Annotated in this window: 20 protein-coding genes; 5 read left to right on the top strand and 15 right to left on the bottom strand. The window is 58.7% G+C overall.

Going from position 1 to position 19,921, the window contains the following annotated elements:
- Positions 1-14: 14 nt before the first annotated feature.
- From atpH to mioC, 10 genes are all read right to left on the bottom strand, one after another.
- Positions 15-548, bottom strand: a complete 534-nt coding sequence (gene atpH / locus M2367_RS16300; RefSeq protein ID WP_042044018.1) for a F0F1 ATP synthase subunit delta — start codon at positions 546-548, stop codon at positions 15-17.
- Positions 549-561: 13 nt separating this feature from the next.
- Entirely contained in the window at positions 562-1,032 is a 471-nt protein-coding gene (gene atpF, locus M2367_RS16305) for a F0F1 ATP synthase subunit B (RefSeq protein ID WP_042044017.1), read from the bottom strand.
- Positions 1,033-1,083: 51 nt separating this feature from the next.
- Positions 1,084-1,323 carry a F0F1 ATP synthase subunit C gene (gene atpE, locus M2367_RS16310; RefSeq protein WP_005893179.1) on the bottom strand — a complete coding sequence of 80 codons (240 nt, stop codon included), beginning with the start codon at positions 1,321-1,323 and terminating at the stop codon, positions 1,084-1,086.
- Between the two features lie 62 nt (positions 1,324-1,385).
- The gene (atpB, locus tag M2367_RS16315) at positions 1,386-2,165 is read right to left on the bottom strand and encodes a F0F1 ATP synthase subunit A (RefSeq protein ID WP_042044015.1); all 780 of its coding nucleotides are present in this window, start codon (positions 2,163-2,165) and stop codon (positions 1,386-1,388) included.
- A gap of 8 nt (positions 2,166-2,173) precedes the next feature.
- The gene (locus tag M2367_RS16320) at positions 2,174-2,584 is read right to left on the bottom strand and encodes an ATP synthase subunit I (RefSeq protein ID WP_042044014.1); all 411 of its coding nucleotides are present in this window, start codon (positions 2,582-2,584) and stop codon (positions 2,174-2,176) included.
- 190 nt (positions 2,585-2,774) lie between these two features.
- Complete coding sequence (locus tag M2367_RS16325) at positions 2,775-3,683, bottom strand: ParB/RepB/Spo0J family partition protein (RefSeq protein WP_042044012.1); 909 nt, start codon at positions 3,681-3,683, stop codon at positions 2,775-2,777.
- Positions 3,680-4,483, bottom strand: coding sequence for a ParA family protein (locus tag M2367_RS16330; protein ID WP_042044011.1), 804 nt, complete (start codon positions 4,481-4,483; stop codon positions 3,680-3,682). Before M2367_RS16330 ends, M2367_RS16325 begins: the two co-directional genes overlap by 4 nt.
- Before the next feature lie 35 nt (positions 4,484-4,518).
- Positions 4,519-5,136 carry a 16S rRNA (guanine(527)-N(7))-methyltransferase RsmG gene (gene rsmG, locus M2367_RS16335; RefSeq protein ID WP_042044010.1) on the bottom strand — a complete coding sequence of 206 codons (618 nt, stop codon included), beginning with the start codon at positions 5,134-5,136 and terminating at the stop codon, positions 4,519-4,521.
- A gap of 9 nt (positions 5,137-5,145) precedes the next feature.
- Positions 5,146-7,035 (bottom strand): tRNA uridine-5-carboxymethylaminomethyl(34) synthesis enzyme MnmG, encoded by a 1,890-nt coding sequence (mnmG, locus tag M2367_RS16340; protein WP_259237289.1) that lies wholly within the window; start codon positions 7,033-7,035, stop codon positions 5,146-5,148.
- A 517-nt stretch (positions 7,036-7,552) separates the two neighbouring features.
- A complete protein-coding gene (gene mioC / locus M2367_RS16345; RefSeq protein ID WP_042044007.1) occupies positions 7,553-8,002 on the bottom strand; it encodes an FMN-binding protein MioC in 450 nt (149 codons plus the stop codon).
- A 382-nt stretch (positions 8,003-8,384) separates the two neighbouring features.
- On the opposite strand from mioC, the gene M2367_RS16350 reads away from it, so the two are divergent.
- The 5 genes from M2367_RS16350 to fhuB all read left to right on the top strand — a co-directional run bounded on the left by M2367_RS16350 (position 8,385) and on the right by fhuB (position 15,993).
- Positions 8,385-10,478, top strand: a complete 2,094-nt coding sequence (locus tag M2367_RS16350; RefSeq protein WP_224431638.1) for a TonB-dependent siderophore receptor — start codon at positions 8,385-8,387, stop codon at positions 10,476-10,478.
- A gap of 59 nt (positions 10,479-10,537) precedes the next feature.
- On the top strand, positions 10,538-12,217 hold the full coding sequence (locus M2367_RS16355) for a multidrug ABC transporter permease/ATP-binding protein (protein ID WP_259237290.1): 1,680 nt from the start codon (positions 10,538-10,540) through the stop codon (positions 12,215-12,217).
- Positions 12,218-12,337: 120 nt separating this feature from the next.
- Complete coding sequence (locus tag M2367_RS16360; RefSeq protein WP_224431640.1) at positions 12,338-13,102, top strand: ATP-binding cassette domain-containing protein; 765 nt, start codon at positions 12,338-12,340, stop codon at positions 13,100-13,102.
- 37 nt (positions 13,103-13,139) lie between these two features.
- Positions 13,140-13,994 (top strand): iron-siderophore ABC transporter substrate-binding protein, encoded by an 855-nt coding sequence (locus M2367_RS16365; protein WP_259237322.1) that lies wholly within the window; start codon positions 13,140-13,142, stop codon positions 13,992-13,994.
- Positions 13,987-15,993, top strand: coding sequence for a Fe(3+)-hydroxamate ABC transporter permease FhuB (fhuB, locus tag M2367_RS16370; RefSeq protein WP_259237291.1), 2,007 nt, complete (start codon positions 13,987-13,989; stop codon positions 15,991-15,993). The genes M2367_RS16365 and fhuB overlap by 8 nt, the downstream gene beginning before the upstream one ends.
- 76 nt (positions 15,994-16,069) lie before the next feature.
- Here fhuB and mnmE read toward each other — a convergent pair whose 3' ends face one another.
- The 5 genes from mnmE to rpmH form a co-directional block, all read right to left on the bottom strand.
- Positions 16,070-17,431 carry a tRNA uridine-5-carboxymethylaminomethyl(34) synthesis GTPase MnmE gene (mnmE, locus tag M2367_RS16375; protein WP_042044001.1) on the bottom strand — a complete coding sequence of 454 codons (1,362 nt, stop codon included), beginning with the start codon at positions 17,429-17,431 and terminating at the stop codon, positions 16,070-16,072.
- Positions 17,432-17,531: 100 nt separating this feature from the next.
- A complete protein-coding gene (gene yidC / locus M2367_RS16380) occupies positions 17,532-19,175 on the bottom strand; it encodes a membrane protein insertase YidC (RefSeq protein ID WP_259237292.1) in 1,644 nt (547 codons plus the stop codon).
- 5 nt (positions 19,176-19,180) lie between these two features.
- Positions 19,181-19,429, bottom strand: a complete 249-nt coding sequence (gene yidD, locus M2367_RS16385; protein ID WP_005893148.1) for a membrane protein insertion efficiency factor YidD — start codon at positions 19,427-19,429, stop codon at positions 19,181-19,183.
- Positions 19,396-19,755, bottom strand: coding sequence for a ribonuclease P protein component (rnpA, locus tag M2367_RS16390; protein ID WP_005893145.1), 360 nt, complete (start codon positions 19,753-19,755; stop codon positions 19,396-19,398). Before rnpA ends, yidD begins: the two co-directional genes overlap by 34 nt.
- Positions 19,755-19,892, bottom strand: coding sequence for a 50S ribosomal protein L34 (gene rpmH / locus M2367_RS16395; RefSeq protein WP_005893143.1), 138 nt, complete (start codon positions 19,890-19,892; stop codon positions 19,755-19,757). The genes rnpA and rpmH overlap by 1 nt, the downstream gene beginning before the upstream one ends.
- Positions 19,893-19,921 lie beyond the last annotated feature (29 nt).

Below are 19,921 nucleotides of genomic sequence, written 5' to 3' on the forward strand. Positions count from 1 at the left end.
CTCTAATACCCCAATCAAGATTGCAGCGCGTCGGCCATGCGATCCAGCTTACCGCGGACAGTGCCGTCGATAACCAGATCTCCGGCCTTGATGAGCACTCCGGCCATCAAGGACGCATCCATGCTGCAATTCAGCTTCACTTTGCGTGCGAGACGTTGCTCCAGAGAAGCCTGAATAGCGGCCTTCTGCTGGTCGGTCAGTACATGGGCCGAAATGACCTCAGCCTGAATCTCTTTGTCGAGTTCAGCCTTGAGCAGTACATATTCGGTCACGACCGCCGGCAGCACACCCAAGCGACCATTCTCAGCCATCACCCGCATCAGGTTCTGGCCATGCTCGTCGAGTTGCTCACCGCAGACACTCACAAACAGGTTTGCGAGTTCTTCGGCAGCCACAGAGCCGTTTACCAGGGTGTGGATTGTCTCGTTTTCCACGACTTGCGCCGCGAAACCGAGCATCTCCAGCCACTGGTCAACCGCCTTGTGCTCAACGGCAAACTCGAAAGCAGCCTTGGCGTAGGGGCGAGCGATTGTAGTCAGTTCAGACATAGCCCCGTTCCCGTTACAGTTCTGCTACCAGTTTGTCGACGATGTCGCTGTTGGCAGCCTGGTCGATGTGGCGTGCCAGGATCTTCTCTGCGCCGGCGACGGCAAGAGCAGCAACCTGCTTGCGCAGTTCTTCTTTGGCACGATGACGTTCAGCTTCAAGCTCGGCACGGCCTTGAGCCAGGATTTTTTCCCGCTCTGCCTGGGCACCAACTGCGGCTTCATCGATGATCTGGGCTTTACGTTTGTTAGCCTGTTCGACGATTTCAGCAGCCTGGCGCTTGGCTTCTTTCAGCTGATCGGTGGCATTGGCCTTGGCCAAATCCAGATCTTTCTTGGCGCGTTCTGCGGAAGACAAGCCGTCAGCAATTTCTTTCTGGCGGGCTTCAATGGCAGCGATCAGCGGCGGCCATACGTACTTCATGCAAAATACTACGAAGAAGAAAAAAGCGATTGCTTGGCCGAGGAGGGTGGCGTTGATATTCACAGCCGATTTCCTCTTAAGTTAGTTAATGGGTTCTGCGTGAGTCGTAACGACTTAGGCAACCGCAAACATCACATACAGACCCAGACCAACGGCGATCATCGGGATCGCATCAACCAGACCCATCACGATGAAGAACTGGGTACGCAGCACAGGGATCAGATCCGGCTGACGAGCAGCACCTTCCAAGAATTTACCACCCAGGATACCGATACCGATGGAGGCGCCGATCGCGGCCAGGCCCATCATCAAAGCAGCAGCCATGTACAGCAGGTCCATGTTCAAGTTTTCCATGAGGATCTCCATTTATTTTTTGGTAATTGGTTGTTTGAAAAAGTTTTATTTGAGTTGCTTCATCAATGGTCTTCTTGCGCCATCGACAGATAGACGATGGTGAGAACCATGAAGATAAATGCCTGCAAGGTGATGATCAGGATGTGGAATATTGCCCAAGGCACGGACAGGATCCACTGTGACCACCAGGGTAACAAACCCGCAATCAGGATAAAGATCAGTTCGCCAGCATACATGTTGCCGAACAGTCGCAGACCCAGAGAGACTGGCTTGGAAATCAACGTGACGGTTTCAAGGATGAAGTTAACAGGGATGGCCGCAGGGTGATTGAAAGGCTGAAGCGTCAGCTCCTTCACAAACCCTTTGATACCCTTGACCTTGATGCTGTAGTACAGGATCAAGAAGAACACGCCCAAAGCCATGGACATGGTGATGTTAACGTCAGCAGAGGGAACCACACGCAGATAGGGAACACCCATCAATTGTGCAGCATGAGGGATAAAGTCAACGGGGATCAGATCCATGAAGTTCATCAGGAAGATCCACACAAACACGGTCAGCCCCAAAGGTGCGATGACCTTGTTGCGACCGTGAAAGATGTCCTTGACGTTACCATTCACAAACTCGACCAGCATCTCCACGAAGCACTGAAGTTTACCCGGCACACCGCTGGTGGCCTTGACGGCAACACGACGGAACGACCAGATAAACAGGGTGCCCAACAGAACAGAAAATATCATAGAGTCGATATTCACTGTCCAGAACCCAGACCCTACTTGCAGATGGGTCAGATGGTGGGAGATATATTCCTGAGGAGTCAGGACTTCTCCGGTTGCAGCCATGAGTTTTCCTAATAGTGGTTGTTAAGCGTGAATGAGACTATCCACTGTACAACGAGGGCGAGGATATAAGTGGCGAAGAAGGAGATGGTGTTTATCTCGATCCCTGCACCAAACATCAGGGCGAAGAGTCCTGTTGTAGTAATGAGCTTAATCCCTGCCCCACCATAAAAGTCCCGCAACACCAGCCCCACACTCTCTTTCGTCACCTTGCGGCGCAGAACCCAGAGTGTGAACAAGGCCTGAGGAACCCAATACATCCCCCCTCCGTAGAGGGAGGAATATCCGGCGTGAGCCCCGGCCTGATAAAACCAGACTGAAGCTATCGCCAGGATCAGGACGAGCTGACAAACGAGCATCGCCAAGGCCAGTGTTAAACCTTCCAAGGCTATTTTCTGTTTCACCAACTCACCTCTGAACATTACAGAACTGTAAAAAATCGGGTTCCAGAGACCCCGAATTCACAGCCCTAAAAGCCGGTCAAATTATACCCGTGAAGACGGCTATTGCAACATGGCAAAAACCCTTAATTTTTGCGGCTTTCCGCACAAAATTAAGGTTATGTTCATATCGAAAGGAATGGATGTTTTATTACTACAAAAAGCGTAAAAATCACTGTTCTGATAGGCCAAAATAGCCCAATACCCGGTCCAATTCCGCCAAGTTCTCGTAACTTATTACTAACTTGCCGCTATTCTGTTTGCCTTGTTGAAGTTGTACCTTGTTGCCAATTTTTTCTGCAATCTGGCGTTCAATGTAAGCAAATTGTGGATCGCGAACGGGGTCGGCTTTGGTTTTTACCGGTTCCAGCGATTTTTGCACCAAGCGCTCGGTATCACGCACGGTCAGGCCTTTCTGGGCCACCTGCTTGGCCAGTTCTGACTGGGCCGGGCCACTGAGTGCCAGCAGGGCGCGGGCATGGCCCATGTCGAGGTCGCCATGCTCCACGAAACGCTTCACATCGTCGTTGAGCTGGTTGAGGCGCAGCAAGTTGGTGACTGTGGTGCGTGACTTGCCCACCGCCTCGGCCACCTGCTGGTGGGTGAGTTCGAATTCGGTCAGCAGACGCTGCAGCGCCACGGCCTCCTCGATGGCGTTGAGGTCTTCGCGCTGGATATTCTCAATCAGCGCGATGGCGACCGCAGCCTCGTCGGGCACGTCCTTGACGATGCAGGGCACCACCTCGAGACGGGCCAGCTGGGAGGCGCGCCAGCGCCGCTCACCGGCGATGATTTCGAAGGATTGCTCGCCGAGGGGGCGCACCACGATCGGCTGGATCACCCCCTGGGCACGAATGGAATTGGCCAGGTCTTCCAGTGCGTCCTGCGACATATCCTTGCGCGGCTGGTATTTGCCAGAGCGCAGCCACTCCAGCGGCAGCTTGCGCAGCTCGCCCTGGGGGGCCGGAGCCATGGCCTGTTCGGTGCGCTGATCGCTCATCACCTGCTTCTGGCGCGCAGCCGTGCTGGTACTGAGCAGGGCATCCAGCCCCTTGCCCAGTCCACGTTTTTTCAGGGTCATATGCTCTCTCGATCTGCGGTGGTCGGCTGGAACTCCTGCTCCTGGCGGCGCAGTATTTCGCCAGCCAGAGCCAGATAGGCCTTGGCGCCCACCGATGATTTGTCATAGTGCATGGCCGGGGCACCAAAGCTGGGCGCCTCGGCCAATCTCACGTTACGGGGGATGATGGTGCGATAGACCTTGTCCCCGAAGTGCTGTTTCAGCTGATCGGACACATCATTGGCCAGCCGATTGCGGTGATCGAACATGGTGCGCAGCACCCCTTCAATCTTGAGATCCGGATTGACCACGGCCGCCAGCTTGCTGATGGTATCGACCAGGGCCGTCAGCCCCTCCAGGGCGTAATACTCGCACTGCATGGGCACCAGTACCGAATCGGCGGCGGCCATGGCATTGACGGTCAGCATGTTGAGGGAGGGGGGGCAGTCGATGAAGATGTAATCGTATTTGTCGCGCACGGAGGCGATGGCGTTGCGCAACCGGATCTCCCGGGCGAAGAACTCCATCAGCCGGATCTCCGCCGCCGTCACATCGGCATTGGCGGCGATGAGGTGATAGCCCCCCGAGGTCTCGGTGACGATCACGTCCCGCACCGGGATATCTTCGATCAGCAGCTCATAGGCGGTGCGCTCTACGTCGTATTTGTCGACGCCGCTGCCCATGGTGGCATTACCCTGGGGATCCAGATCGATCACCAGCACCTTGCGGCGAGTGGCTGCCATGGAAGCCGCCAGGTTCACACAGGTGGTGGTTTTTCCGACCCCCCCCTTCTGGTTGGCGATGGCAATGACTTTTCCCACAAGATCCCCTCAATGAAACGGCAGCCCAAGCGGGCCTAGATAGTTTTAAACTCCAGCAGATGACGCTCGCCTTCCAGCTCAGGCACCACCAGTTGATGGGATGCCACCAGGCGGATATTGGCCGGCAACTGGGCCAGCTCCTGTGCGGGATACTGTCCCTTGAGAGCCAGGAAGCTGCCCTCCTCGGACGGCAGATGATGACACCAGCGCAGCATGTCCTCCAGGGAGGCAAACGCCCGGCTCAGCACCGCATCGAAGCCTTGTTCGGGTCTGTACTCTTCCACCCGGCTCAGCACAGGGGTCACATTGGTGAGACCGAGCTCCTGGATCACCTGGCGGATGAAATTGATCCGCTTGCCGAGGCTGTCGAGCAACACGAACTGCTTGTCCGGATTGATGATGGCCAGCGGTAAACCTGGCAGGCCCGGGCCGGTACCGACATCGATGAACCGTTCGCCGTGCAAGTGCCGGCTCACCACCAGGCTATCGAGGATGTGCTTGACCAGCATGGCATCGGGATCACGCACCGAGGTGAGATTGTAAGCCTTGTTCCACTTGTGCAGCAACTCAACCAGCTTGATAAGCTGGGTCTTTTGAGTCTCTGTTATAACGATATCGGCCTGCGCGAGCAGGCCGTTCAATCTTTCCAGCATGGGGATCCTCTAGGCGGTTTTACGCAGCAGGCCGTTTTTCTTGAGATGGACCAGCAGGATGGAGATGGCCGCCGGTGTGATGCCGGAGATGCGGGAGGCCTGACCTATGGTCTGCGGCTTGGCATCGCTCAGCTTGGCAATCACCTCGTTGGAGAGGCCGTTCACGTCGCGGTAATTCATGTCCAGCGGCAGCAGGGTGTTCTCGTTGCGAAGCTGTTTCTCCACCTCGTCGTGCTGACGCTCGATGTAACCGGCGTACTTGATCTGGATCTCGACTTGATCCGCGGCGGCCGGATCCTCGAGAGCAGGCCCCACCCCTTCGATCGCCATCAGCGCATCGTAGGTCACCTCGGGACGACGCATCAGCTCTTCCAGACTGTGCTCACGGCTGAGCGGGGTGTTTACCAGGGCATTGATACCGGGTACGGCGACATGCTGGGGGTGGATCCAGGTCGAACGCAGCCGTTGACGCTCCTGCTCCACCAATTCCAGCTTGGTATTGAATTTGGCCCAACGGTCATCATCGACCAGACCCAGTTCACGGCCAGCAGCCGTCAGACGCAGATCCGCATTGTCTTCACGCAGCAGCAGGCGATATTCGGCACGGCTGGTGAACATGCGGTAGGGTTCGCGGGTCCCCAGGGTGGAGAGATCATCCATCATGACCCCCAGGTAGGCCTGATCACGACGGGGATGCCAGGCATCCTTGTCCTGCGCCCGCAGCGCGGCGTTCAGACCGGCCAGCAGCCCTTGGGCACCGGCCTCTTCGTAGCCAGTGGTGCCGTTGATCTGTCCGGCGAAGAACAGATTGGGGATGCACTTGCTCTCCATGTTCGCCTTGAGATCCCGGGGATCGAAGAAGTCATATTCAATGGCGTAGCCGGGTCGAGTGATATGGGCATTCTCGAAGCCCCGGATCGAACGCACTATCTGGATCTGTACATCGAATGGCAGGCTGGTGGAGATGCCGTTCGGATAGAGTTCGTGGGTGGTCAAACCTTCCGGCTCGACGAAGATCTGGTGCGCCGTCTTGTCGGCGAAGCGGGTGATCTTGTCTTCGATCGATGGGCAGTAACGCGGCCCTATGCCCTCGATCACCCCGGCGTACATGGGGCTGCGATCCAGATTATTGCGGATCACCTCATGAGTGCGCTCGTTGGTGTGCGTCATGTAGCAGGAGATCTGGCGCGGATGCTGGCTCGCCTCGCCGATGAAGGAGAACACCGGGGTCGGGGTGTCACCGGCCTGTTCCTGCATCACGGAGAGATCAACACTGCGGGCATCGATGCGCGGCGGCGTCCCGGTCTTGAGTCTGTCGATGCGCAGCGGCAGTTCACGCAGACGCTGCGCCAGAGCGATCGAGGGAGGATCTCCAGCCCGTCCGCCCTTGTAATTATCCATGCCGATGTGGATCAAACCATTCAGGAAGGTACCCACTGTGAGCACCACCGTCTTGCCACTGAAACGGATCCCGCTCTGAGTCACGACACCGGCGACACGATTCCCGTCCATGATCAGATCATCGCAAGCCTGCTGGAAGATCTTCAGATTCGGCTGGTTCTCCAACATCTCTCGCACGGCCGCTTTGTAGAGCAGACGATCCGCCTGAGCGCGGGTGGCTCGCACGGCTGGGCCCTTGGAAGAGTTGAGCGTGCGAAACTGGATCCCGCCAAGATCGATGGCTCGCGCCATGATCCCACCGAGGGCGTCAATTTCCTTGACCAGGTGTCCCTTACCGATCCCACCGATTGCCGGGTTGCACGACATGTGGCCCAGGGTATCGATGTTGTGAGTCAGCAACAGCGTATTCATGCCCATACGGGCAGATGCTGCTGCGGCCTCGGTTCCTGCATGACCGCCACCGACGACGATCACATCAAATTGTTCATGGTATTGCATTGGGATCACCTTGATCTGCACGCCTGAGATCGTTTGTTTGCCGTCTTCATCCCCACGTTAAGGGGGCAAACATTCTATCTGTTTCCCGTGATCAGTGAAACGTCTAGTTAGCGCCCTTTCTAGGATCAGGATCCGTTAGTAGATCTTAAGGATCTTTAGATCGATCTCTTATTAGATCTTTTATTAGGATCCAGCGTTTCTGTTGATAAGCACTTTTTGATCATAAAGATCATTATCTTAAAGGCGATCCCAGCCTGTGGAAAAGCTTGGATCCTGGCCCCGTGAACCGGGGGACAACCAGTGCTTTTATACACAGCCCCTCAACCGCCTGGATCTGATACATAGGATAACTATAGGTTTTACATAGGTTTCAAGCATAGTTATCCACATTACCCCCAGTTGTTGTGGGTAACCTTGTAGAACAAGTCAGTGGGATCGGATTGTGAATAACCTGGTGGATAGTAAATCGAGGCGGGGCAGGGGAGATCCGGCTTTGAAAAGGGATCTCCCGGGTTGATCAGGAGATCGAAGCCATCCAGGGCTGGATCCAGGCTTCGGCGGCATCTTCCGGTATCTCGTACTGGGTCACGTCTATCTCAAGCCGTTCACCGATCCGGCTGGCACCGCATTCGGCCAGCCGTTGATCCAGGGTCTTGCCGCCCGCACAAAAGGTGTCGTAACTGCGGTCACCCAGTGCGATCACACCATAGCGAAATGCGCCAAGATCCGGTTTTTGTTCATAAAGATCTTTAACGAAGGGCTGGAGGTTGTCCGGCACCTCCCCGGCACCATGGGTGGACGTGACCACCAGCAGTATGGCGTCCGGTTCGGCGGCTATGGCGGCGAGCCGGGCGGGATTATGGATCTCGCTCTGATGACCGGCTTGATTGAGCAGATCGGCGACATGGTCGGCGACGTACTCGGCAGCACCTAACATAGAGCCGACGATGAGGTTGAATTTGGCCATGGGGGTATGCCTTTTGAATGCGTTGAGGATCCGGATTCTACCGCCAATGCATGTGGATAAAAATGGATAAGAATCGGGGAAATTCGCGCGATTTATTTTTTGGCGGCATCCGGATCCGGATCATCGAAGGGGGCCCATCATGGCCCCCTCCTTTATATAGAGGGATTCTACCTAGACCCTTATGTGTCCTGTTTATCAATAATCGACAGGATCTCTTTGTTTAATGTCAATGCGGATGCAAATGATTGGCAATTATTGAATCGATTCGAAAACCCTCCTGTAGTAGCATGACGCTGCATTATTGGCCGCTTTGACGGCAGAGCGAGCCCAGACTCGACCCATAAAAACAAAGCCTGACTCATAGAAAACTTGAGACTTAAACATGACACTACTAGCCAATCATTTTACTCCTCAACGATCCATTCTCGGCCGCTTGATCCCCCTGGCCTGCCTGTTTGGGGCGCTGCCAGCCATTGCTGAAGAAGCCCTGCCCAAGGCGAGCGAAACCATGGTGGTAACGGGTACCGCCATGAAGGTCGAGGTGCCGATGGCCGAGACCCCTCGCGCCGTTTCCGTGGTGGATCGCGAGGAGCTGGATCAGCACGCCGTGCTGCAGCTCGACGAATCCCTGCGTTATCGCTCCGGCGTCCTCTCCGGCCTCTATGGCTCGGATAACAACACCAACTGGTTCAAGGTACGTGGCTTCGATGCCGCCTCTTATCTGGACGGTAACCGCCTGTTCAGCACCGGCTACTATGTGTGGACCCCGGAGCCTTTCGGCCTGGAAAGTGTGGAGTTATTGAAGGGACCCGCCTCTATTCTGTATGGCGAGGCGCCTCCCGGTGGCGTGGTCAATGCCATGAGCAAGCGTCCTACCGCCACGCCGCAGGGGCTGGTGAATCTGCAACTGGGCGACCGGGATCATCGTCAGGTGGGGGTGGATGTCTCCGACCAGCTGACCGACGACAGCCGCTATCGTTTTGTTGCGCTCTACAACGAGCGTGATGGCGTGCTGGACGGTACCTACAATGAGCGTGCCTATGTGGCGCCAAGTGTGACCCTGGATATCTCCGATAGCACCAGTCTCACCCTGCTGGCCAGCTTCCAGCATGACGAAGGGGTGCCCACCAACGGCTTCTTCCCTGTCTATGGCACCCTCAATACCGAAGAGGGCCAGATCGATCCCAGCACCAACTTGAGCCAGCCGGACTACGATCGCAACCGCAACACCCAGATTTCCGCCGGTTATGAGCTCTCCCACCAGATCAACCAGACCTGGGAGTTCAAGCAGAACGTCCGCTTCAACTACAACGATCTGCTGCTGCGTCAGACCTATATTTTCCCAACCTACGACAGCACCACCGCTTACCGTGGTCTGATCTACCGTGATGGCGATACCAAGAGTATCAACATGGACAACCAGATGGTGGGCTACTGGAGTACGGATCGCACCGAGCAGACCCTGCTGCTGGGGGTCGATCTGCAGCGCCACGTCAATGAAGGGGATGAGGCCGACAACTACGGCATGGGATCCATCGATACCATGCACCCGGATCATGGCAACTTCCCAGGCTTTGATGAGTCTACGGCCACCTATCAGAAGAGCACCAAGGGTCAGAGCGGCCTCTATGCCCAGCATCAGATCCGTTGGGATGATCGCTGGTTGCTGACCGCCGGTGGCCGCTTCGACTATGTGGAGACCCACAACATCAGCGAAGCGACCAGCAAGAACGAGAGACAGTATGATGACAACCTCTCCCTCTCCGGCAGCCTGATGTACCTGGCCGACAATGGTCTCTCCCCTTACTTCACTTATGCCGAGTCATTTGAAGTGCTGCCGGGCATCGATCCCAATACCAAGAACTCCTACAAGCCGCTGGAAGGCAAGTTGTACGAGACCGGTATCAAGTACGCCCCCAGCTTCCTCGATGGCTACATCAATCTGGCGCTGTTCGATCTGGAGCAGACCAACTCGCTGGTCTCCACCGGTTCCGGCCAGCAGACCCAGGCGGGTGAGGTGACCTCCCAGGGCATAGAGCTGGAAGGGAGCGTGCAGGCGACCGCGGCGCTGCGCCTGACCGGGGCTTACACCTATACCGATGCCAAGACCAATGACACCGGTGATGGCGATCGTCGCGCCAGCCTGATCCCGCGTCACCAGGCCTCCTTCTGGGGTAACTACAAGGTGCAGCAAGGCCCGGTCTCCGGGCTGGAAGTGGGTACCGGGGTGCGCTATATCGGCTCCAGCGTCGGCATAGGCGCCGTGGATGCCAACTACAACCCCATCTACGGTTCGGCCGAGGTGCCGGCCCAGACGGTATGGGATGCGATGATCGGGTATGACTTTGCCAAGAACTGGCGTGCCCAGATCAACGTCAACAACCTGCTCGATGACACCTATGTCGCCAGCTGTGACTACTACTGCTACTACGGTGAGCCCCGCAGTGTGGTAGGTAGCGTCAACTACCGCTGGTAATCTGACTCGGGTTGCCCTCAGGGCAACCCGTTTCCCTTTCATACCCGACAGAGAATTTCATGGAGCTGCTCTACCTCGTCTATCGCCACTATCGCTGGCCATTCATCGCCATTACCCTGCTCAGCCTGGGCTCTGCCCTGCTCGGGATCGGGGTCATCGCCTTTATCAATAGCTATCTGATCGAATCAGTAGGCGATCCTGTTTCCGTTATCTTCCAGCTGCTCGGCCTTATCCTGGCGCTCATGGTTGTCACGCTCAGTTCGCAGTTGGCACTGACCACCCTCGGTCACCATTTTGTTTATCACCTGCGTGGCAAGTTGCTCAAGCAACTGCTCGATACCGATGTCGCCCAGGTAAAACGCATCGGCCAGGGGCCGCTGCTCGCCTCCCTCTCCAGTGATATCGGCAGTATCACCATCGCCTTCGTGCGCCTGCCCGAGCTTATCCAGGGCACCATTTTGACCCTGGGATCGGCCATTTACCTCGGCTGGCTCTCGCTCGGTATGCTGCTGTGGACCGCGCTCTGGGTCGGTGCCACCATGCTGATCGGCTGGCTGCTGGTCAAACGGGTTTATAGCCATCTGGGACTGATGCGCGCCGCAGAGGATCGCCTCTATCGCGACTATCAGGCCATGATAGAGGGTAACAAGGAGCTGGCCCTGAACCGGGACCGAGCCCGTCATCTCTATCAGCAGCAATATGAACCCAACGCCCTCGACTATCGCCACCACATCATCAGGGCCGACACCTTCCATCTCAGCGCCATCAACTGGTCGAATATCATGATGCTGGGGGCCATAGGCCTTGCCTTCTTCCTGGCGAACGGGCTGGGCTGGGCCAATACCAATGTGGCGGCCACCTATGCCCTGACTCTGCTATTCCTGCGTACCCCCTTGTTGCAGGCGATCGGCGCCTTGCCCACCTTGCTGGCGGCTCAGGTTGCCTTCAACAAGCTCAGATCCCTGGAACTGGCCGACCACGAACCCGAGTTCGCGGTGCGTGCCGTCTCGCCTCAGGATGGGCAGGCACAGTGGCAAACCCTCAGTCTGAAGCAGGTCGTGTTCCATCATGATGGCCAGGGCGGTCGGGCCGGTTTCAGCGTCGGTCCCATCGACCTTGAGATCCACCGTGGCGAGCAGCTGTTCGTCATCGGCGGCAATGGCTCGGGCAAGTCGACCCTGGCGATGCTGCTGACCGGGCTCTATCGACCGGTCAGCGGTGAGATCTTGCTCGATGGCGAGCCCGTCACCGACAGGGAGGCCTATCTTGGTCTCTTCTCCGCCATCTTCACCGATTATCACCTGTTCGATCGCCTGATGGGGCCTGACGGTGAAGAGCCGGATCCCGAGCGGGTCCAGCAATGGCTGCATCTGTTGCAGATGGAGAGCAAGCTGGTGCTCGATGGGGCTCATGTCACCAATATCCAGCTCTCCCAGGGGCAGCGTAAGCGGGTCGCCCTGTTGCTGGCGGTTGCCGAGCAGCGCGACATCATGCTGTTCGATGAGTGGGCGGCGGATCAGGATCCGGAATTCAGACGCATCTTCTACCGCGAGTTGCTGCCGCGTCTCAACGCCATGGGCAAGACGGTGATCGCCATCAGCCATGACGATCACTACTTCCCGCTGGCCGACCGCCTGCTGGAGATGCGCCAGGGTCAGCTCAGCGAACTGGTCGGTGCCGAGCGCGACAGAGTCAGCCTTGACGTAGTGGGCCGTCTGGCCGAGCCGCAAGAGAGCTAAAGGGGAGGGCACCAGATCCGCTCTGCGTCCGGGTATGCCGGGCTTGTGTCGAGCGGAGCCCATCCCACGAGATGTCAAGGGCGCCTCTGCCATGGGGCGCCATCACCAACGGGACTGCTGATGTTTGAGATGAAATCCGCCGGTTTTGCCATTCAGGGCAAGACGCTGCTGCAACCCACCAGCCTGAGCTTCGAGCAGGGCAAGGTCTATGGTCTCATCGGCCATAACGGCTCCGGCAAATCGACCCTGATCAAGTTGCTGGCTCGCCAGCAGAATTACCATGGCGGCGAGATCTGCTTTGACGGCCGCCCCCTGGCCGACTGGGGTCATCAGGAGTTTGCACGCCAGGTTGCCTATCTGCCCCAGCACCTGCCGAGTACCGATAACTTGCTGGGCCGCGAGCTGGTCGAGTTTGGCCGTTATCCCTGGCGTGGCCTCTTTGGCCGTCATCGCCAGCAGGACAAGGAGAAGGTCGAGCAAGCCATCAATCTGACCCACACCCAGGCCTTTGCCGATCGGCTGGTGGATACCCTCTCAGGCGGAGAGCGGGGACGAGTCTGGCTCGCCATGTTGCTGGCCCAGGAGAGCCGTTTCATCCTGCTGGATGAACCTTTGGCCGCGCTGGATGTGGCCCATCAGATGGAGGTGCTGACCCTGATCCGCACCCTCTGCCAGCAGCTGGATCTGGGGGTCATCATCGTCATCCACGACATCAACATGGCGGCCCGTTTCTGCGATCATCTGGTGGCGCTGCACTCGGGGTCGGTGCTGGTACAAGGGGAGCCGGAATCCATCATGACCAGCGAGACCCTGGAGTCTGTCTACGGCATTCCCATGGCTGTGATGCGTCACCCGGCGCAGAGCCACTCCATCGCCATATTGTGAGGTCGTTGTGAACAGATTCAAATCGCTGGGCATCGCCTTGCTGGGGCTCATCTGCCTGCCGACCTCGCTTGTCTCTTTCGTGCAGGCTGAACCCCGTATCGCGACCGTTGACTGGACCATCGCCGAGACCCTGCTTGCCCTGGGTATTACCCCGGCGGGCATGGGGGACATGGGCTCTTATGGCGCCTGGGTGACGGAGCCCGTGATGCCGCCATCCGTGGTGGATCTCGGTCTGCGGGCCCAACCGAATCGTGAGCTGCTGGCCGAACTCGAACCTGATCTCATCCTCATCTCGCCCCTGGCTGCCCCCCTGGCCCCCACTCTGAGCCAGATAGCGCCGGTCAAATCCATTACCCTCTACTCCCCGGAGGGGGATTATTGGGCTCAGCTCGCCGGCGCGACCCGGGACATTGCCGCCCTGGTTGACAAGTCAGCGGAGGCGGACAGCTTGCTGACCGGGCTGGATGAGGAGCTGGCTGAACTCAAGGCCGGGTTGCCCAAACACCTGCCCCCGCTATTGCTGGTGCAGTTTATCGATGAGCGCCACGTGCGGGTGTTCGGGCAGCACAGCATGTATGACTCTGTGATGGGCAAGCTGGGGCTGCGCAATGCCTGGCTGGCGCCAACCAATTACTGGGGATTCGCCTCGGTCAGCATAGAGAGCTTCGCCACCATGGATGAAGCCCGGCTGGTCATCGTCGACCCCTTGCCAAGTGGCGTGGCCGCCAAGCTGGCGGCCCCCGGACTCTGGCAACATCTGCCCCTGGTACAGCGCGCCAAGCCGCTGCATCTTCCTCCCGTGTGGAGTTTCGGTGGCGTGTTGTCGGCTCGCCGTTTCGCCCAGCAATTGAGCCTGGCTCTGACCACCGATGCCGGAGTACCCCATGAATAGCCTGTCACAACGTCCCCTGAACCGGGGCGTACTACCGGGCCCCGCGGCCTTGCTCTGCCTGGTATTGTTGCTGCTGACCTGCGCGGTCGCCGGGTGGGTATTGAGCCACTGGTTACCTTTTTCCCTCTGGCCCCAGGCCATGCTGAACCCGGATTATGGGGATGCCCGTCAGGCGGTGATGCACTTTAGCCTGCTGCCGCGACTCGCCGTCACGCTGCTGGCGGGAGCCGGGCTGGCGCTGGCTGGCGTCCTGATGCAACAAGTGCTGCGCAATCCACTCGCCTCGCCCACCACCCTCGGGGTCGCCTCGGGGGCCCAGCTTGCGCTCCTGCTGGCAACCTTGCTGGCCCCGGGTCTGCTGGTGGCGCGGGAGTGGATCGCCATGGCGGGAGGGGCAGGGGCCATGGCCCTGGTCTTCATGCTCACCTGGCGACGGGATCTTAATCCCCTGGTCATCGTCTTCGCGGGTCTGGTGATCAACCTCTATCTGGGGGCCATCAGTCTGGCGCTGCTGCTGTTTCATCAGGAAGAGCTCAAGGGCATGCTGGTGTGGGGCAGTGGTGCCCTGGCTCAGGATAGCTGGGAGGGGGTGAGCTATCTGCTGCCCCGCCTGCTGCTGGGGCTGGGCCTGGCCGCCGTCTTGCTTCGCCCCCTGGCTGTGCTGGAGCTGGACGATGCCAGTGCTCGCAGCCTGGGGGTCTCCCTCAAGAAGCTGCGTTTTGCCGGATTGGGCGTCGCGGTATTTGTCACCGCCTGTGTGGTGAGCGTGGTCGGCATCATAGGTTTCATTGGTCTGGCTGCCCCCATCATGGTCAGATTGCTAGGGGCTCGCTCCCTCGGCCAACGTCTGTTGTGGGCCCCGCTGTTGGGCGCCCTGCTGCTCAGCCTCACGGATCTGTTGTTGCAGGGGGCGAGTCGCTTCTGGCCATTGATGATACCGACGGGGGCCATGACGGCACTGTTGGGTGCCCCCCTGTTGCTCTGGCTCATCCCCCGGCTCGCCCTGCACAAGCAGCAACCCAGGGTGACTGCCGCCCTGACCATACCGCGCCATCCTCACCCATCCCGGCTGTTGTGGGGGCTGGGGTTGGCGCTGCTGCTGGCCCTGATAGGCTCACTGGCGCTGGGGCAGGGCGTCAATGGCTGGAGCTGGCCATCACTGGCACGCTGGCAGGCGCAATGGGAGTGGCGATTGCCCCGCACCCTGGCGGCGGCCGCTGCCGGTATCTTGTTGGCGCTGGCGGGAACCTTGCTGCAAAGGGTCAGCCGCAATCCCATGGCGAGTCCCGAGCTGCTGGGGGTGAGTGGTGGCACCGCCATGGGGTTACTGCTGGCGGCCTTCCTGCTACCCGCCTTGCCACTGCCGCTGATGTTGCTGGCGGGGGTTGCCGGGGCTGTGCTGGTACTCGTGCTGTTGCTGGCGTTGAACAGGCGCAGTGGCTTTCAGCCCGAGCGGATCCTGTTATGTGGCATCGCCATCACCGCCATGTTGGAGCCCGTGCAGAGCATCGCCCTGGCCAACGGCGATCCCAGGGTGCAACTGCTGCTGGCCTGGGTCTCAGGGTCAACCTATTACGTGACAGGCCCCATGGCGCTGGGACTCGCCCTGTTGGCAGGCATCATGCTGACAGGAGCCCTGGCCCTGGGACGCTGGCTCGATATCCTGCCTTTGGGGGGGGCGGCCGCCGGGGCGCTGGGGGTCAACACCCAGCGCGCTCAGCTGATTATGTTGCTGCTGGTGGCCCTGCTCACCGCCAGTGCCACCCTGGTGATAGGGCCACTCTCATTCGTCGGCTTGCTCGCTCCCCACATGGCCAAGCTGATGGGATTGGTGCGAGCGCGTGCTCATCTGCTCGGCGCCAGCCTGTGCGGCGCCCTGTTGATGGTGCTGGCTGACTGGGCGGGTCAGCAACTGCTCTTCCCGATGGAGATCCCGGCCGGGCTGGTCTCTACCTTGTTAGGGGGCGCTTACTTTATGTGGTGCCTGCGCCGGCTCTAAGGTTGCGAATGACAGTTTTTTACCATGAAAAAGCCCAAGGCACTGCCTTGGGCTTTTTGTTGGCTGGGGCAGGGGCTTACTTGCCGATGCAGAAACTGGAGAAGATGCGGCCCAGCAGATCGTCCGAGCTGAACTCGCCGGTGATCTCGGACAGGGACTCTTGTGCCAGGCGCAGCTCCTCGGCCACCAGCTCACCGGCGACATAGACCTCGAGTTGCTCCTTGGCCACCAGCAGCCGCTCGGCGGCGCGCTCCAGGGCATCCAGGTGGCGACGGCGAGCCATGAAGCCTCCCTCGGTATTACCCTGGAAGCCCATGCAGGCCTTGAGGTGATCCCGCAGGGCAGGCAGCCCCAGCTCTGTCTTGGCGGAGATGCGATAGACCGCGTGCCCCAGCTCCTGGCTCGGGGCCAAGTCTTCGCCGGTCAGATCGGCCTTGTTGCGCACCACGGTGAGGCCGATGTTTTTTGGCAGGCGATCGACGAAGTCCGGCCAGATCTCCCGCGGGTCTATCGCATCGGTCGTTGTGCCATCCACCATGAACAGCACCCGGTCGGCCTGGGCTATCTCGGCCCAGGCTCGCTCTATGCCGATCTTTTCCACCTGATCCTGGGTGTCGCGCAGGCCAGCGGTGTCGATGATGTGCAGTGGCATGCCATCCAGGTGAATGTGCTCGCGCAGCACGTCGCGGGTGGTGCCGGCTATCTCGGTGACGATGGCTGACTCGCGACCGGCCAGGGCGTTGAGCAGGCTGGACTTGCCCGCGTTGGGACGACCGGCGATCACCACCTTCATCCCTTCGCGCAGCAGGGCACCCTGTTTGGCTTCTGCCCGCACCCCGTCCAGCTCGGTCATGATGGCGTGCAAGTCCCCCGACACCTTGCCGTCGGAGAGGAAGTCTATCTCCTCGTCCGGGAAGTCGATGGCGGCTTCCACATAGATGCGCAGGTGGATCAGGCTCTCGACCAGATGCTGTATCTTGCTGGAGAACTGACCCTGCAGGGAGTGCATGGCGCTGCGGGCGGCCTGCTCGCTGGAGGCTTCAATCAGATCGGCGATGGCCTCGGCCTGGGCCAGATCCAGCTTGTCGTTCATGAAGGCGCGTTCGCTGAACTCGCCGGGGCGGGCGGGGCGCAGCCCTTTGATCTGCAAGATACGGCGCACCAGCATATCCATGATGACGGGGCCGCCGTGGCCCTGCAGCTCCAGCACATCTTCGCCGGTGAAGCTGTTGGGGGCCTTGAACAGCAGGGCAATGCCCTGATCCAGCGGCTGATCCTGCTCATCCTTGAACGGCAGGTACTCGGCATAGCGTACCCGGGGTCGCTTGCCGAGTACTATCTCGGCCACCTGTTCGGCAGCGGGGCCTGAGACCCGCACTATGCCGACGCCGCCACGGCCAGGGGCGGTGGCCTGGGCCACTATGGTATCTGTTGTCATCTTGCTTGGGCTCACTCATCCGGGAACGGGTTCTGTCATTGCGGACATTGTAATAAAAAAGGCGGCCCTAAGGCCGCCTCTTTCGTCATGGCTGTGAAGATCAGGTGCGAGTGTGCAGCCCTTTCTTCTCCAGTTGACGGTAGATGATGGTCTGCTGGGTAATGGAGATGACGTTACTCACCAACCAGTACAGGGTCAGGCCAGCCGGGAACCAGAGGAACATGAAGGTAAAGATGATGGGCATGAACTGCATCACCTTCTGCTGCATGGGGTCCGTGATGGTGGTCGGGCTCATCTTCTGCAGATACCACATGGAGGCGCCCATGAGGATTGGCAGTACGAAGAAGGGGTCCTTGACCGACAGGTCAGTGATCCAGAGGGCAAACGGCGCGTGGCGCAGTTCGACCGATTCCATCAGTGCCCAGTACAGGGAGATGAAGATCGGCATCTGGACCAGGATAGGCAGACAGCCGCCCAGCGGGTTGACCTTCTCCTTCTTGTACAGCTCCATCATGCCCTGGGACATCTTCTGGCGATCGTCACCGAAGCGTTCCTTGAGCGCGGCCAGCTTGGGCTGAAGCATGCGCATCTTGGCCATGGAGGTGTACTGGGCCTTGGTCAGCGGGAACATGATGCCGCGAACCAGCAGGGTCAGCATGATGATGGCCACACCCCAGTTACCCACGAAACCGTGGAACACGGTCAGCAACCAGTGCAGCGGCTGAGCGATGAACCAGAGCCAGCCGTAATCGACGGACAGATCCAGGTGCTCGGCAACCGTGGCCATCTTGTCCTGCAATTTCGGACCGACCCACAGTTTGCTGGTCACTTCGCTCTGCTGGCCGGCAGCCACGTCAACCATGGGCGCCTTGTAGCCGATGATCGCCTGGTCTTTGCCAGGGATGGTGCGGCTATAGAAGCTGTTGGTGTCGCTGGCGTTCGGTGCCCAGGCGGAGACGAAGTAGTGCTGCAGCATGGCGACCCAACCACCCTTGGTGGTCTTGTTCAGGTCGGCATCCTTCATCTCATCGAAGGTGTACTTCTTGTAGCGGCTCTCTTCGCTGGAGAAGGCACCACCGCGGTAGGCACTCGCCACCAGGGCATGACCTTCCTGGTCCTTGGGCGTGGTCACGGTCTGCTTGAGCTGACCGTAGAACTGCACCTGTACCGGTTCGGTGGATTTGTTGTCGATCTGGTAATCGACGCCAACGGCATAGTCACCTCGCTTGAGCACGAAGCGCTTGGTGAAGACCACACCCTTGCTGTCGGTCCAGGTCATCGGCACCACGATTTGATCCTGACCCTCGGCCAGCTGGAAGCTGGTCTGGGCGGCTTCGTAGGTGGGGCGGCCTTCGGGTCGGCTATCCGGACCATCACGACCGACCAGACCACTCTGGGCGACATAGATGAACTGGGGCTGGCTGGTCAGCAGAGTGAACGGCTCATCCATGCCTTCTTGCAGCTTGTGGGCCAGCAGTTGGGCAGAAACGATATCGCCACCCTGGGTATCCAGGGTCAGTTTGAGCACGTCAGAGGAGACGGTGATCAGCTTGCGGACGGCATTGGCATCGGCTGCTTGCTCGGAAACCTGAGGAATATCACCGGTCTGACCGGCTTCAGGCACGAAATGTTCAGTTTGGGCCACAGGGGCCGGCTTCGGAGCCTTGTCGGACTCCCACTGTTGCCAGAGCAGAAAGCTCACGAACAGCAAACCGATCAGGAGTAGATTGCGTTGTGATTGCATAGTCTTCAGTTTCTTCGCTTTGGTTGCGGAACCGGGTCATAACCACCCTCGGATAAGGGATGGCATTTTAATAGACGTTTGCTGGCTAACCAAACGCCTTTTATGAAACCGTGAAGTCGGAGAGCTTCTATCGCAAATTGGGAACAAGTTGGAGTAAAACGGCAGCGCGGCCCCAGCAGGGGACTAATGATTAGCTGATACAGGCGTATCAGTTTGATAGCTACCCATTGCAACGGCGTGACAGGGTGCGCCATAGCTTTTCCAGTAACTTGAAGAGTTCCTCGTTATCCATCTCTTTCACACCGGCCTTGGCGATCACGACGATGTCGATAGCGGGCAGGTTGGTTTGATTGAGACGAAAGCTTTCCCGTACCACTCGTTTGACACGATTACGCCACACGGCGCGCTTGAGTGCTTTTTTGGGCACAGCGAGACCAAGACGGGGATGTTCGAGAGTATTAGGACAGGCGAGAAGCGTTATTTGCGGGGAAGCGGCCCGGACAGGCTCTGCGAAAACGCGTTTGAAGTGTTCGGGAGTTAACAGACGTAACTCCCGAGCGAAGGTGTGCGGCGTGGGCATTAAGCTGCCAGACGGGCACGACCCTTGGCACGACGAGCGGCCAAAACTTTACGACCGTTGGCAGTAGCCATGCGGGCGCGGAAACCGTGAGAGCGCTTGCGCTTCAGGTTGGACGGCTGAAAAGTACGTTTACTCATGATTAGATTCCGTATTTCTGTACAGTTTT

Origin of the sequence: Aeromonas sp. BIGb0445 (assembly GCF_024809075.1) — a bacterium.
GTDB classification, from domain to species: Bacteria; Pseudomonadota; Gammaproteobacteria; order Enterobacterales; family Aeromonadaceae; genus Aeromonas; species Aeromonas rivuli.

Bases quoted from the DNA above. Each gene is read 5' to 3' on its own strand.
- yidD (WP_005893148.1), bottom strand. From the start codon at position 19,429: ATGGCGCACCCTGTCACGCCGTTGCAATGGGTAGCTATCAAACTGATA.
- rnpA (WP_005893145.1), bottom strand. From the start codon at position 19,755: ATGCCCACGCCGCACACCTTCGCTCGGGAGTTACGTCTGTTAACTCCC.
- M2367_RS16325 (WP_042044012.1), bottom strand. From the start codon at position 3,683: ATGACCCTGAAAAAACGTGGACTGGGCAAGGGGCTGGATGCCCTGCTC.
- M2367_RS16355 (WP_259237290.1), top strand. From the start codon at position 10,538: ATGGAGCTGCTCTACCTCGTCTATCGCCACTATCGCTGGCCATTCATC.
- rpmH (WP_005893143.1), bottom strand. From the start codon at position 19,892: ATGAGTAAACGTACTTTTCAGCCGTCCAACCTGAAGCGCAAGCGCTCT.
- mnmG (WP_259237289.1), bottom strand. From the start codon at position 7,035: ATGCAATACCATGAACAATTTGATGTGATCGTCGTCGGTGGCGGTCAT.
- atpB (WP_042044015.1), bottom strand. From the start codon at position 2,165: ATGGCTGCAACCGGAGAAGTCCTGACTCCTCAGGAATATATCTCCCAC.
- atpH (WP_042044018.1), bottom strand. From the start codon at position 548: ATGTCTGAACTGACTACAATCGCTCGCCCCTACGCCAAGGCTGCTTTC.
- rsmG (WP_042044010.1), bottom strand. From the start codon at position 5,136: ATGCTGGAAAGATTGAACGGCCTGCTCGCGCAGGCCGATATCGTTATA.
- fhuB (WP_259237291.1), top strand. From the start codon at position 13,987: ATGAATAGCCTGTCACAACGTCCCCTGAACCGGGGCGTACTACCGGGC.
- M2367_RS16350 (WP_224431638.1), top strand. From the start codon at position 8,385: ATGACACTACTAGCCAATCATTTTACTCCTCAACGATCCATTCTCGGC.
- atpE (WP_005893179.1), bottom strand. From the start codon at position 1,323: ATGGAAAACTTGAACATGGACCTGCTGTACATGGCTGCTGCTTTGATG.
- M2367_RS16320 (WP_042044014.1), bottom strand. From the start codon at position 2,584: ATGTTCAGAGGTGAGTTGGTGAAACAGAAAATAGCCTTGGAAGGTTTA.
- M2367_RS16360 (WP_224431640.1), top strand. From the start codon at position 12,338: ATGTTTGAGATGAAATCCGCCGGTTTTGCCATTCAGGGCAAGACGCTG.
- mnmE (WP_042044001.1), bottom strand. From the start codon at position 17,431: ATGACAACAGATACCATAGTGGCCCAGGCCACCGCCCCTGGCCGTGGC.
- yidC (WP_259237292.1), bottom strand. From the start codon at position 19,175: ATGCAATCACAACGCAATCTACTCCTGATCGGTTTGCTGTTCGTGAGC.
- mioC (WP_042044007.1), bottom strand. From the start codon at position 8,002: ATGGCCAAATTCAACCTCATCGTCGGCTCTATGTTAGGTGCTGCCGAG.